Source organism: Streptomyces sp. NPDC046335 (genome assembly GCF_055587985.1).
Genome location: NZ_JBVJFF010000006.1, coordinates 392,317 through 404,974, shown reverse-complemented (window position 1 = coordinate 404,974; position 12,658 = coordinate 392,317). Strand labels below are relative to the sequence as shown.

Sequence of the window (12,658 nt, the reverse complement as noted above, 5' to 3'; positions counted from 1 at the left end):
AGCCCGAATGGAGGAAGTCGTCATGATGGAGGTCAAGACGGTCGAGAAGCCGGACGAGCGGCGAGATTTCCCCCGCGGTCACCTCGAAGCCGTTCATCTCACAGGGCTGGACTTCGCCGTGGGCACCTTCGAGCCCGGCTGGCGCTGGTCCGAATCCGTGGCCCCGCTCGCAGGGACCAAGAGCTGCCAGATCCACCACAACGGTTACGTCGTTCAGGGGCGGATGGGTCTTCGCATGGACGATGGTGGCGAATCCGAAGTCGGACCGGGCGATGTCTTCGTATGCTCGCCCGGCCACGATGCCTGGGTCGTCGGCGACGAACCGGTCGTTCTGTACGACTTCGCCGGTGGCATGGCGCAGGACTACGCGAGAGCAGCGGAGGCGTAGCTGTCTCTGTCTCGCGAGGGCATCAGTTGCTCCGCCGCAGCTGGGAAGCACGCACTCCCACGTGAGGTGCACACGCCGCTCGCCTCCGCGATTGTGGACCACAAGACCGACGTCGCGGGGAGCCCCTGATGTGCCTACCGTCGGCGCCGGAAGTGCAACCAGACCCGGGCGACGACCAGCCCCAGGACGACGACGCCGACCGTGATCTGCGCCCAGCGCGGGAGAGCGCCCGAGCCGGGGAGATACAGGGCGAACGTCATGACGCCCCCTCGGATCGGGCCGTCCGGGCCTGCTCGACCACTGACCGCTCCAGTCGGGCGGGGGGCTTCGGCACATTCGGTGACATGCGAACACCGTATCCATAGGGCGGGCTCCAGGCCTCCCGCAGGAAAACGGCCCTGCTACCCCGCCGACTCGCCCGCGTGAGGGCTCAGTACGCCCATGCTGACCAGCACGATCAGGACCAGTCCCAGCAGGAGCCGGTAGTAGACGAACGGCATGAAGCTCTTGGTGGTGATGAACTTCATGAACCACGCGATCACCGCGTAGCCGACCACGAAGGCCACGAGCGTCGCGAAGATCGTGGGGCCCCAGGAGACGTGCCCCTCGCCCGCGTCCTTCAGTTCGAAGACGCCGGATGCGAGGACCGCGGGGATGGCAAGGAGGAAGGAGTAGCGGGCGGCGGCCTCGCGGGTGTAGCCCATGAGCAGGCCGCCGCTGATCGTGGCGCCCGAGCGCGAGACGCCCGGGATCAGGGCCATCGCCTGGCAGATGCCGAAGATCAGGCCGTCCTTGACGCCGAGTTCCTTCAGGCCCTTGCGTTCCCGCACCACGCGGTGCCTGCCGCCCGTCTCGTCGCGGGCCGCCATGCGGTCGGCGATGCCGAGCACGATGCCCATCACGATCAGCGTCGTGGCGATGAGCCGCAGATCGCGGAACGGGCCCTCGATCTGGTCCTTGAACGTCACGCCGAGCACACCGATCGGTATCGAGCCGACGATGACCAGCCAGCCCATCTGCGCGTCGTGGTCCGAGCGCGGCACCTTTCCGAAGAGGGAGCCGAACCAGGCCGACAGGATCCGCGCGATGTCCTTGCGGAAGTAGATGAGCACGGCGGCCTCCGTGCCGATCTGCGTGATCGCCGTGAACGCCGCCCCGGGGTCGTGCCAGCCGGCGAACGCCGCCGTCAGCCGCAGATGCGCGCTGGAGGAGATGGGGAGGAACTCGGTCAGTCCCTGGACGAGCCCGAGGATGAAGGATTCAAGCCAAGACATGAGTACTGCGCCGTCCAAGTACTGATCATCGGACCGCGGCTGCGGCTTGCGGCTGCGGTCGTAGCGGTCATCGAGAGGCGTGGCGGGAGAGCGTGGCGGGGAGCGTGGCTGAGGCGGAAGGTGTGGGCGAACGCCGGAACGCGGGCGGTGATCACGTGATCACGTCCCCCGTCCGGGGGGCAGCGTAGCGGCCCAAAGTTACGGGCCGGTGCGAGCCCCACCCGGCCACCGCCGTACGGCCACCGCAGCCCCGCCCCGCTGTCGCCGAGCCGTCACCTGAGATCCACCCCGCCGTCCCCGAGCCGCTACCGGAGGCCCGCCCCGCCGTCCCCAGGCGGCCACCGCAGGCCCGCCCCGCCGTAGCCGAGCCGCCGCCTGAGGCCCACCCCGTCATCGCCGGGCGTCACCGCACCGCAGGCACTCACCGCCCGCAAAAGAAACTCAGCGCCCCCGAAAGTGATGCCGCTTGAGCCAGGCCACCGTTGCCCCGCCGAGTCCCGTCACCGCGATGAAACCCATGGCGATAAGGAAGGCCGGGGAGGTCGGTGTGGAGGCTCGGGCGCCTGCTACGACGTACGCCGCGGTGTTCGGGATCGAGCCGAGGCCCGTGGCGAGCAGGAACGACAGCCAGCCCATGCGGGAGACCGCCGCGCAGTAGTTGGCCGCGGCGAACGGCACCCCGGGGAAGAGCCGTATCGCCAGCATCGACCGGAAGCCGTGCTTGCTGAGCTGGCCGTCCGCGGCCCGCAGCCACTTGCCCCGCAGCAGCGGCCGCAGCGCGTCCTGCCCCAGCATCCGGCCCAGCCCGAAGGCGATGCCCGCCCCGAACACCGTGCCGGCGATCGCCGCGACGAGACCCGCCTGCGTGCCGAAGAGCGCGCCCGCCGCCAGATTGAGCAGCGGCCGCGGCACGAACGCGGCGGTGCACGCCCCGTACGCCACGGCGAACAGCGCCACCGCCGTGGCCCCGCCGAGCTGCGCGATCCAGCCGCCGGAGAGCAGCCGTTGCGGCTCGTAGAGCAGCACGCACGTCCCGGCCGCCGCCAGCAGCACGACGAGCAGCGACAGCCGCGACCACGGCGAGAGCAGCACTCTGGTGCAGCGCACGGCGAGGGCCTGCGGACGGGCGGTTGCGGTCTCGGGCATCCGGGCAGACTAACCGGCTCATGTGTCTGATCGCCGTAGGGTGCGTCTCATGAGCGTCACAGCCCCGCGAAGTGACCTGGCCGACACCGTGCTCGAACGGCTCGTCACCGCATACTCCGCGGCGGCCGATCCACGGGCCGCCGAGCGGATGCGCGCGTACATGAAGGACGTCGCTCCCTTCCTCGGCCTGGCCTCGCCGGTCCGCCGTGAGCTGGCCAGGACAGTGCTCGCCGGGACGCCACGCCCCGACGAGGACGACTGCGCGGCCGTCGCGCTCCGCTGCTGGGCGCTGCCCGAACGCGAGTACGCCTACTTCGCGGCGGACTACCTGCGCCGCCACGTCCGCCGCTGCTCGTCCGGCTTCCTGCCCGTCGTGCGCCACCTCGTGACGACGAACCCCTGGTGGGACACCGTCGACGCGCTCGCCGCGCACGTCGTCGGCGGACTCGTCGCCGCCGACCCGCGGCTGGCGACCGCCATGGACGCGTGGATCGAGGACGAGAACCTCTGGGTGGCCCGTACCGCCCTCCTGCACCAGCTCCGCCGCAAGGACTCCACGGACGCGGAGCGCCTCTTCGCCTACTGCCTGCGCCAGTCGGGGCACCCCGACTTCTTCGTCCGCAAGGCCATCGGCTGGTGCCTGCGGGAGTACGCCAAGACCGACCCGGAGGCCGTACGCGCCTTCGTCGAGCGGGAGCGGGGCAGGCTGGCGCCGCTCTCCGTGCGGGAAGCCACGAAGAACCTCTGAGACGAGGGAAAACCATTCGACGCGGGCGTCCTCTTCGGTGAGGATCAGACCCATGTTCCGGTACGCCTTCCTCGCAGCCACGCCCGCAGTCGCGGGCGCTGCGAAGGCTGCCGTCCCGACTCCCGACGCCCTCGACGGCGCCCGAAGCTGACCCTCCCCGGAGACTCCGGCGGACCCCGCAAGGGGAGGGTCGGTCCGGCCCCTGGGGTCCCCGTCCCGACCGTGCGCACCGCCGCAGGTCCGGGCAACAGCTTCGAGTTCCGGAGAAGGAACCGCCATGTCCAAGACGGCCTACGTCCGCACCAAGCCGCACCTCAACATCGGCACCATGGGGCACGTCGACCACGGCAAGACCACCCTGACCGCCGCCATCACCAAGGTCCTCAGCGAGCGCGGCACCGGCACCTTCGTTCCCTTCGACCGCATCGACCGCGCGCCGGAGGAGGCGCGGCGCGGCATCACCATCAACATCGCGCACGTCGAGTACGAGACGGACACCCGCCACTACGCGCACGTGGACATGCCGGGCCACGCCGACTACGTCAAGAACATGGTCACGGGCGCCGCCCAGCTCGACGGGGCGATCCTCGTCGTCTCGGCGCTCGACGGGATCATGCCGCAGACCGCCGAGCACGTCCTGCTCGCCCGCCAGGTCGGCGTCGACCACATCGTCGTCGCCATCAACAAGGCCGACGCGGGGGACGAGGAGCTCATCGACCTCGTCGAGCTGGAGGTCCGCGACCTGCTCTCCACGCACGGGTACGGAGGTGACTCCGTACCGGTGGTACGGGTCTCGGGGCTCAAGGCCCTGGAGGGCGACCCGCGGTGGACCGCCGCGATCGAGGCGCTGCTCGACGCGGTGGACACGTACGTGCCGATGCCCGAGCGCTATCTCGACGCGCCGTTCCTGCTGTCCGTCGAGAACGTGCTGACCATCACCGGCCGCGGCACCGTCGTCACCGGCGCCGTCGAGCGCGGCACCGTCCGCCTCGGCGACCGCGTGGAGGTCCTCGGCGCGGACACCGAGACGGTGGTCACCGGCCTGGAGACCTTCGGCAGGCCCATGGAGGAGGCGCAGGCGGGCGACAACGTGGCGCTGCTGCTGCGCGGGCTGCCACGTGACGCGGTCCGCCGCGGCCACGTGGTCGCGGCGCCGGGCAGCGTCACCCCGAGGCGGCGCTTCACCGCGCAGGTGTACGTCCTGTCGGCACGCGAGGGCGGCCGTACGACGCCGGTCGCCACGGGGTACCGGCCGCAGTTCTACATCCGCACCGCGGACGTCGTCGGCGACGTCGACCTCGGCGATGCGGCCGTGGCCCGGCCCGGCGACACGGTCACGATGACGGTCGAGCTCGGCCGCGACATGCCGCTGGAGGCCGGCCTCGGCTTCGCGATCCGCGAGGGCGGCCGTACGGTCGGCGCCGGCACCGTGACGGAGGTCGCCTGACGGCACGTGACCTGACGGCACGTCGCCTCGCCCGGCGGGTCGCGTCGCGCTCCCTCCCGTCCGCCCCGGGGACATCGGGTCCCCGGGGCGGACGGCACAATGGGGTACGTGGACGACGAGTGCGTGGACGACGGCCTCGCGTACGAGCGCGCGGATGAACGCACGGGCGAGGGCACTGCGGGTATGGGTCAAGGGGACGAAGTGGTGGCGGACGAGGCCATTCCGGTGGCGCGCACCGTCGATCACGGCGTCGCCAAGCTGATGCCCGACGTCGACCGCCCGCGGGCCTGGCTGCTCACCGTCGACGGCGCCCCCCAGTCGTACGTGGATCTGGACGAGCCCACCCACCTGGAGTTCGAGTACGCGCGGCGCCTCGCGCACGTCCTGGACACCGCGGCCGGGCCGGAACACCCGCTCGACGTCGTCCACCTCGGCGGCGGCGCCCTCACCCTGCCCCGCTACGTCGCCGCCACCCGGCCGGGGTCCCGGCAGGACGTGGTCGAGGCCGACCGGGGGCTGCTCGGACTGGTCGCCGAGCAGTTGCCGTGGGACGACGGCGCCGGAATCTCCGTACACGGGACCGACGCCAGGCAGTGGCTGGAGGCGGCGCCGGACGACAGCGCCGACGTCCTGGTCGCGGACGTCTTCGGCGGCTCACGCGTCCCCGCGCACCTCACCACCGTCGCGTACGCACGGACCGCCGACCGCGTGCTGCGGCCCGGCGGCGTCTATGCCGCGAACCTCGCCGACGGCGCGCCCTTCACCTTCCTCCGCTCCCAGCTCGCCACCTTCGCCGCGGTCTTCGAGGAGCTGGCGCTGATCGCCGAGCCGTCCGTGCTGCGCGGACGCCGCTTCGGCAACGCGGTGCTGGTCGCCGCGCACGAACCCCTCGACATCGCCGCCCTCGCCCGGCGCGCGGCCCGCGACGCCTTCCCCGCCAGGGTCGAGCACGGGGACGCGCTCCGGCGGCTCATCGGCGGCGCGGAAGCGGTGCGCGACGAGGACGCGGTGCCCTCACCCGAGCCGCCCGACGGGGCCTTCGGCATCGGCTGACGCGGCGACGGCGGGGCGCGGTGCGGGGGCGCTCGGCATTTCCTTGGTCCGGCGCGTCAGATCGCGTACGTCGGGGACGAACAGGACGGCCGCCGTCACCAGGACCACGAGCAGCGAGCAGCCCCACAGCGACGGGCCCCGCCCGAACGCGGACTCCGCGGGTCCGGCGAGGGCCGTGGCGAGGGGCACCATCGCGATCGAGCCGAACCAGTCGTAGGCGGCGACGCGCGACAGCTTCTCCTCCGGGATCTCCTGGTGCATCGCGGTCATCCACGAGACGCCGAAGACCTCGATGGCCACGCCGCTGACGAACATCACCGCGGCGAGCCCGGCCACTGAAAGGGGCACCGCGAGCGCCGCCGAGGGTGCGGCGAGGGGAAAGACGCAGAGGGTGCCGGCGAGCAGCAGCCTGCGGGGTTTCCACCGCATCATCAGGAAGGCGCCGCCGACCGTGCCCGCCCCGAACGCGCCGAGCGCCAGGCCCCACGGTCCCGCCCCGCCCAGTTCGTCCCGGGCGACCAGCGGCCCGAACACCGACTCGGCGGCGCCGACCACCGCCACCACCACGGAGAACTGCGCGACGATGGCCCAGAGCCAGGGGCGGCCCGTGAACTCCCGCCAGCCGTCGCGCAGATCCGCCAGGAGGCCGCCGCCGGGGGCGCGCGGAGGTATGTGGCTGACGTCGAGGAACATCCGCAGGGCGCCCGCGAAGGCGAAAGCCGCCGCGTCGACGGCGAGCACCCAGCCGGGGCCGAGCGCCGAGACCATCAGACCGCCGAGCGCGGCTCCGCCGAGGCCGGCCCCCTGCATCGCCATGCGGTACATCGCGAACGCCCTGCTGACCTGCTCGCCGCTGACCGAGGACATCAGCATGCCCTCGGCAGCGGGCCCGAAGAAGGCCTGGCCCACCCCGCCGAGGCCGCCGAGCAGCATCATCTGCCAGAGCTGCGGCTCGCCCGCGATGACGAGCACGGCGAACGCGGCCTGGGAGAGGCAGTTCAGGGCGTTGGCGGCGACCATGACGTGGTGCCTCGGCAGCCGGTCGGCGACCGCGCCGCCGATGAGCAGGAACAGGACGAGCGGCAGTGTCCGCGCGGCGGCCACCAGACCGACGTCCCCGCCGTCGCCCCCGGCGTCCAGAACCGCGAACGCCGCCGCGATCAGTGCCCCGTGGCTTCCGAGGTTCGTCACGATCGCGGCGGCGGTCAGCAGTGTGTAGTTGCGGCCCGCCCAGGAGGGCAGGCGGCGGCGCGGAGGGGCGTCGGGAGTCGTCACCCCGGGACTATCCCCGCCACCCGGCCGACTTGCCAAACCGTTTGTCCCCGTGGCGGAAGACCTGCCGAAGGCCTGAGGCCGTCCCGCTGCGGGCGGGTCGGACCGTCCCGCGGACTCAGGACTCCTCGGACGCCGCCTCGCTCCACCGCACGGTGCTGAGGATCTCCTTCACCGTGTCGTCGGAGATCTCGTCCTTGACGCCCTTGGCGCCGTAGAGGGTCCAGGCCACGTACTCACCGGCCTCGTTCTTGAAGCCGAACGTGGTCGCCTTGCCGTCCGAGTCGCACTTGGCCGAGGTGGCCGCGCCGCTCGTCGTGGACGTGGCGAGGCTGCCCTTGATGCCGGACTTGGTGGTGTAGTCCTCGACCTTGCTGATCTTGATCTTCTTCTTGTCGGCCTTGGTCTGCTCGGTGTAGCCGCCGAAGACCCACCACGCGGAGTCGTTGCGCGCGATGTCCTCGGTGTTCTTGGCGCCGTTCTGGCCCTTGGTGCCGACCGTGGCCAGCGAGATGTCGCTGGACTCGCCGTCCTTGTCGTCGTCCGACGAGCACCACTTCTCTTTGTAGACCGCGGGCGCGGACATGCCGATGATCGTCTTCGTGCCGTCGTCCTTGCGGTCGTCGAAGCCGACGAAGGTGTCCGTCGTCTCGACCTTCCAGTCGGCGGGGACGTCGAAGGCGGTGCCCCACTTGGGGTTCACCACGACCTGCCAGCCGTCGACCGTCGGCTTGTCCTCGCCGCCCTCACCGCGCTCGCTGCCGCCGCCGGTGGCCGTCGGGCTCGGCTTCTTGGTCGCGGACTTCGAGGGCTTCGCGGGACCGGCCTCGTCATCCTTGTCCCCGTCACCGCCGAGGACGAGGAAGCCGGTGACGCCGGCGGCCACCACCACGGCCAACGAGGCGACGATGGCGGTGATCTTCGTCTTGTTGCCGCCGCCACCGCCCTGGCCGCCGCCCGCCTGCTGCGGCATCGAGGGCGGCGTCGGAGCGGTCCACTGGGGCTGCTGGGGCTGCGAGTAGCCGCCCTGCTGAGGCTGCTGGTAGCCGCCAGGGGGCGGCTGCTGCTGATACCCGCCCGCCGGCTGCTGGTACCCCGGCTGCTGATAGGGGTTGGGCTGCTGGTACCCCGGCTGCTGGTACGGGTTGGGATTCTGGTCCTGCGGGTTCTGCTCGCCCCCGGGCGGCTGCTGTTCTGGCCACATGGCCAGTAACCATAGAGGTGCCGGGACGCCGGGTGCCACGGGCCCTCCCGCGTGACGGTGAGCAGGGCGGCCGCTGGTGGGGGACACGTGCGGAGATAGCGGCAAAGGGCACCACGATTCCCCCACCCGTGACGAACGGTCAGGACTTCATGGGCTCGCCATGTGTCCGCACCGTGCTGAGAATCTTCATGACCGTCTCCTCGGGGATCTCGTCCTTGACGCCCCTGGCCCCGTACAGGCTCCACGAGACGTAGGTGCCCTCGGAGTTCTTGAAGCCGAAGGTGATCGCCTTGCCGTCCGTGGCGCACTTGCCCGTCTCCGGCGTGCCCTGGGACCGGGCCCGGGCGATGCTGCCCTTGATGCCCGACTTCGTGGTGTAGGGCTCGGCCTTCTCGTCGACCGTGTAGCTCTTCTTGTCGGGCTGGGTGTACGCCGCGTAGACCCACCACCCGGCCTGGATGAGCGCGATCTCGTCGGTGTTCTTCGCGCCCTTGGCCCCCTTGGTGCCCACGGCCGCCAGCTCGTGGTCCTCGGTCTTGCCGTCCTTGTCGTCGTCGGTGGTGCACCACTTGGGCTTGAGGTACGCGGGCGCCGACATGGTCATGAGCGGGTCGCCGGTCTTGTCGTCCTCGAACGCGATCGCCGAGTCGGGGTTCTGTACCTCCCACTCCGGCGGTACGTCGAAGGCGGTGCCCCACCGGGGGTTCACCACGACGTGCCAGCCCTTGATGGTCGGCTTGAGCTCGTCGTCGGCGCCGCGCTCGTCGTCGTCACCGTCACCGGCGGCCGGCGCCTCGGACCCGGCTGCCGACGGTGCCCCGGCCGCACTGTCCTTGCCGCCCTTGTCGTCCTTGTCGCCGCCGAGCACCAGGAACCCGGTCACCCCGGCGGCCACGACCACCGCCAGCGCCGCCACGACGGACAGCACCTTGACCCGCTTCCCGCCGCCCCCGCCGCCGCTCTCCGCCGCGGGCACGGTGGGCACACTCCACTGCCCCTGCGGCCCACCGGCGGGCTGCTGATAGGGGTTGGGCGCCTGATACCCGGGCTGCTGATACGGATTCGGCTGCTGGTACCCCGGCTGCTGGTACGGGTTGGGATCCTGGTCCCGCTGGTTCTGCTCGCCCCCGGGCGGCTGTTCTCCTGGCCACATGGCCAGAAACGATACGGGGGCGGTCCGGCGGGGCCGCAGCCGCCCCGTGCGGGGATCGCGGGCCCGCAGGAGGGCGGCTGACGGAGCTTCAGTCCTCGGGCTCCTCGTACTCGCGTACCGTCGCGAGGATCTTCTCCACGGTGGCGTCAGGCACCTCGTCCCGCACGCCCTTGGCCCCGGCGAAGGCCCAGGAGGCGAACTCGCCCCCGGCGTCCTTGAAGGCGAACACGGTGGCCTTGCCGTCGGAGTCGCACTTGTCCTGCTTCTCGACACCAGCCGAAGAGGCCGTCACCAGGCTCCCCTTGAGGCCCGACGCGGTGATGTACGGAGTGGGCTCACTGACAGTGATCCCCTTCGTGGACGGCTGCGTGTATCCGCCGTAGACCCAGTCACGGGCGTCGCTGCGGGCGATGCCGTCCGTGCTCTTCGCGCCCCTGTTGCCGCGTGAGCCCGCGGCGGCGAGCGCGGAGTACTCCTTCTTGCCGTTCCGGTCCTCGTCGGAGCCGCACCACTCCTCCTTGAGGAGCGCGGGCGCGGCCATGGCGGCGAGCGGCTTGTCGTAGGAGTCCTTGTCGTCGGAGACGTAGTGGACCCAGCTCTTGGTCTGGGGCGCCCACCCGGGCGGCACGTCGAAGGCGATGCCTCGTGCGGGGTTCGTGATCACCTGCCAGCCGGCCACGGTCGGCTGCGGCTCGCCGCTGCCGTCGCGGGGGTTGCTGTCGGAGCCGGCCGATGACGTGGCCCCGGTCTTCGTCGGCTCCGGCTTCGCGGCGTCGTCCTTGTCGCCGCCGAGCAGCAGGAACCCGGTCACGCCCGCGCCCACGACCACGGCCGCCGCCGCGCAGAGCGCGATCACCTTCGTCCTGCCGCCGTTGCCGGGCGGCGGCCCGGGCGTCGCGGCCCCCGGCCCGGCGGGCATGGTCGGCGCGTCCCACGGAGCCGGGCCCGCCTGCGGGTTCGGCTGCGGGTTCGACTGCTGGTACCCCGGCTGAAGATAAGGGTTCGGATTCTGGTCCCGCTGGTTCTGCTCGCCCCCGGGCGGCTGTTCTCCTGGCCACATGAAGGGTCAGCCTAGGGGGACCGTGATCCGGGGGGTGGAGGGGCCTGGTCAAGTTGGCTACTGGTAAGTAACATCGCGGTCATGAGCGCAGACCAGATGACGATCGGCGAGATGCTCGCCGCCACGGTGCCGATGGCAAGGAGCCTGAACCTCGAGTTCCGGGAGACCTCGCCGGACAAGGCCGTGGTGGCCCTGCCCGACCAGAGCGAGTACCACAACCACGTCGGCGGACCGCACGCCGGAGCCATGTTCACGCTCGGGGAGTCCGCGAGCGGCGCCATCGTCCTCGCCGCGTTCGGCGCCCAGCTCTCCCGGGCCGTGCCGCTCGCCGTCAGCGCCGAGATCGCGTACAAGAAGCTGGCCATGGGGCCCGTGACGGCCACCGCGACGCTCGGCCGGCCGGCCGAGGACGTCGTGGCCGAGCTCGACGCGGGGCAGCGCCCCGAGTTCCCCGTCACCATCGAGATCCAGCGCGCGGACGGTGCCGTGACCGGCGAGATGCGAGTCGTCTGGACCCTGCGTCCCAACGACCCCAGCTGAAACAGCGGGGGAGAACGGCTCCGGAGCCCGGGACGCCTTCGCGTTCCGGACTTCGGCGTTCCATGGTGGTCGATTCGTCCAGGTAGGCTGCCCGGCGTCCGCGCACAGGCATTTCGTACGGGAGGAACCGGCGTTGCACGTCCAGGAGTGGCTGGAGCAGGTACCAGCCGTCAGCATCTACGCGCTGGTGGGAATCGTCATCGGCCTGGAGAGCCTGGGCATCCCGCTGCCCGGCGAGATCGTCCTGGTCTCCGCGGCGCTCCTCTCCTCCCAGCACGGTGACCTCAACCCGGTGATCCTGGGCATCTGCGCCACCGCGGGCGCCATCATCGGCGACTCCATCGGATACGCGATCGGGCGCAAGGGCGGCCGTCCGCTCCTCGCCTGGCTGGAGCGGAAGTTCCCCAAGCACTTCAGCGCCGCCAACGTCGGCAGCGCCGAGCGGTCCTTCCAGAAGTGGGGCATGTGGGCGGTCTTCTTCGGCCGCTTCGTCGCCCTGCTCCGCATCTTCGCCGGGCCGCTCGCGGGCGTCCTGCGCATGCCGTACTGGAAGTTCCTCATCGCCAACGTCCTCGGCGGCATCGTCTGGGCGGGCGGCACCACCGCGGTCATCTACTACATCGGCGTGGTCGCCGAGGACTGGCTGAAGCGCTTCTCCTACTTCGGGCTCGCCATCGCCGTACTGATCGGCGTCGGCTCGATGCTCTTCGTCAAGCGCCGGGCGAAGAAGGCCGCCGCCGAGGCGGAGGCCACGGAGACCGCGGGAACCGCGGGCGGTTCCGTCGCCGAGCCGCAGCGGCAGCCGGTGCCGGCCGTCGACTGAGTCACTCCCCGGCGTGCGCCGCCCGGTGCGCCTTGGCCAGTTCGACGTACATCGTGCCGTTGTAGGAGATGCCCTCGCGCTCCTCGTCGGTGAGCGGCCTGCGCACCTTGGCGGGCACGCCCGCGACGAGCGAGCCCGGGGGCACCACCATGCCCTGCGGCACCAGCGCCTGGGCCGCGACCAGCGACCCCGCGCCGATCACCGCGCCGTTGAGCACGGTGGCGCCCATGCCGATGAGGCAGTCGTCCTCGACCGTGCAGCCGTGCAGCACGGCGTTGTGCCCGACCGAGACGCGCTCGCCGATGGTGATGGGGAAGCCCAGGTCGACGTGGAGGCTGCAGTTGTCCTGGATGTTGCTGTCGGCGCCCACGACGATGGGCCCGCCGTCGGCGCGCAGCACCGCGCCGTACCAGGCGCTCGCCCCGGCGCGCAGCGTCACCTCGCCGAGCACGACGGACGTCGGGGCGGTGAAGGCGTCCGGGTCGATCTTCGGGTCCTTGCCGCCGATGCCGGTGATGAGTGCCTCGTGGCCCATCGGATGTCTCCCTCT

At 71.5% G+C, this 12,658-nt stretch carries 14 protein-coding genes; 6 read left to right on the top strand and 8 right to left on the bottom strand.

Annotation, left to right across the window (positions count from 1 at the left end; all coding sequences use genetic code 11):
• The first annotated feature begins 22 nt into the window (after window positions 1-22).
• The gene (locus ACZ6JY_RS17315) at window positions 23-388 is read left to right on the top strand and encodes a cupin domain-containing protein (RefSeq protein WP_469196818.1); all 366 of its coding nucleotides are present in this window, start codon (window positions 23-25) and stop codon (window positions 386-388) included.
• Window positions 389-522: 134 nt separating this feature from the next.
• On the opposite strand, the gene ACZ6JY_RS17310 is transcribed toward ACZ6JY_RS17315, so the two are convergent.
• From ACZ6JY_RS17310 to ACZ6JY_RS17300, 3 genes are all read right to left on the bottom strand, one after another.
• On the bottom strand, window positions 523-648 hold the full coding sequence (locus tag ACZ6JY_RS17310) for a hypothetical protein (protein ID WP_469196817.1): 126 nt from the start codon (window positions 646-648) through the stop codon (window positions 523-525).
• A gap of 141 nt (window positions 649-789) precedes the next feature.
• Window positions 790-1,662, bottom strand: coding sequence for an undecaprenyl-diphosphate phosphatase (locus ACZ6JY_RS17305; protein WP_469196816.1), 873 nt, complete (start codon window positions 1,660-1,662; stop codon window positions 790-792).
• A gap of 441 nt (window positions 1,663-2,103) precedes the next feature.
• Window positions 2,104-2,808 carry a TVP38/TMEM64 family protein gene (locus ACZ6JY_RS17300; RefSeq protein ID WP_469196815.1) on the bottom strand — a complete coding sequence of 235 codons (705 nt, stop codon included), beginning with the start codon at window positions 2,806-2,808 and terminating at the stop codon, window positions 2,104-2,106.
• Window positions 2,809-2,857: 49 nt separating this feature from the next.
• Here ACZ6JY_RS17300 and ACZ6JY_RS17295 point away from each other — a divergent pair, with 49 nt between their 5' ends.
• The 3 genes from ACZ6JY_RS17295 to ACZ6JY_RS17285 all read left to right on the top strand — a co-directional run bounded on the left by ACZ6JY_RS17295 (window position 2,858) and on the right by ACZ6JY_RS17285 (window position 6,056).
• The gene (locus ACZ6JY_RS17295; protein ID WP_469196814.1) at window positions 2,858-3,556 is read left to right on the top strand and encodes a DNA alkylation repair protein; all 699 of its coding nucleotides are present in this window, start codon (window positions 2,858-2,860) and stop codon (window positions 3,554-3,556) included.
• 277 nt (window positions 3,557-3,833) lie between these two features.
• Window positions 3,834-5,003 (top strand): elongation factor Tu, encoded by a 1,170-nt coding sequence (tuf, locus tag ACZ6JY_RS17290; RefSeq protein WP_469196813.1) that lies wholly within the window; start codon window positions 3,834-3,836, stop codon window positions 5,001-5,003.
• A 183-nt stretch (window positions 5,004-5,186) separates the two neighbouring features.
• The gene (locus ACZ6JY_RS17285) at window positions 5,187-6,056 is read left to right on the top strand and encodes a spermidine synthase (RefSeq protein ID WP_469196965.1); all 870 of its coding nucleotides are present in this window, start codon (window positions 5,187-5,189) and stop codon (window positions 6,054-6,056) included.
• Here ACZ6JY_RS17285 and ACZ6JY_RS17280 read toward each other — a convergent pair.
• From ACZ6JY_RS17280 to ACZ6JY_RS17265, 4 genes are all read right to left on the bottom strand, one after another.
• Window positions 6,018-7,331: an MFS transporter gene (locus ACZ6JY_RS17280; RefSeq protein WP_469196812.1), complete on the bottom strand. Its 1,314-nt coding sequence runs from the start codon at window positions 7,329-7,331 to the stop codon at window positions 6,018-6,020. The two genes, ACZ6JY_RS17285 and ACZ6JY_RS17280, sit on opposite strands and share 39 nt — an antisense overlap.
• Window positions 7,332-7,446: 115 nt before the next feature.
• Window positions 7,447-8,532, bottom strand: coding sequence for a DUF8017 domain-containing protein (locus ACZ6JY_RS17275; protein ID WP_469196811.1), 1,086 nt, complete (start codon window positions 8,530-8,532; stop codon window positions 7,447-7,449).
• Window positions 8,533-8,671: 139 nt separating this feature from the next.
• Window positions 8,672-9,685 carry a DUF8017 domain-containing protein gene (locus tag ACZ6JY_RS17270; RefSeq protein WP_469196810.1) on the bottom strand — a complete coding sequence of 338 codons (1,014 nt, stop codon included), beginning with the start codon at window positions 9,683-9,685 and terminating at the stop codon, window positions 8,672-8,674.
• An 88-nt stretch (window positions 9,686-9,773) separates the two neighbouring features.
• The gene (locus ACZ6JY_RS17265; protein WP_469196809.1) at window positions 9,774-10,745 is read right to left on the bottom strand and encodes a DUF8017 domain-containing protein; all 972 of its coding nucleotides are present in this window, start codon (window positions 10,743-10,745) and stop codon (window positions 9,774-9,776) included.
• A 96-nt stretch (window positions 10,746-10,841) separates the two neighbouring features.
• On the opposite strand from ACZ6JY_RS17265, the gene ACZ6JY_RS17260 reads away from it, so the two are divergent.
• Both ACZ6JY_RS17260 and ACZ6JY_RS17255 read left to right on the top strand, forming a co-directional pair.
• Window positions 10,842-11,285, top strand: a complete 444-nt coding sequence (locus tag ACZ6JY_RS17260) for a DUF4442 domain-containing protein (RefSeq protein ID WP_469196964.1) — start codon at window positions 10,842-10,844, stop codon at window positions 11,283-11,285.
• A gap of 133 nt (window positions 11,286-11,418) precedes the next feature.
• Window positions 11,419-12,108, top strand: a complete 690-nt coding sequence (locus ACZ6JY_RS17255) for a DedA family protein (RefSeq protein ID WP_469196808.1) — start codon at window positions 11,419-11,421, stop codon at window positions 12,106-12,108.
• Between the two features lies 1 nt (window position 12,109).
• Here ACZ6JY_RS17255 and ACZ6JY_RS17250 read toward each other — a convergent pair whose 3' ends face one another.
• A complete protein-coding gene (locus tag ACZ6JY_RS17250) occupies window positions 12,110-12,643 on the bottom strand; it encodes a gamma carbonic anhydrase family protein (RefSeq protein ID WP_469196807.1) in 534 nt (177 codons plus the stop codon).
• Between the last annotated feature and the right edge of the window lie 15 nt (window positions 12,644-12,658).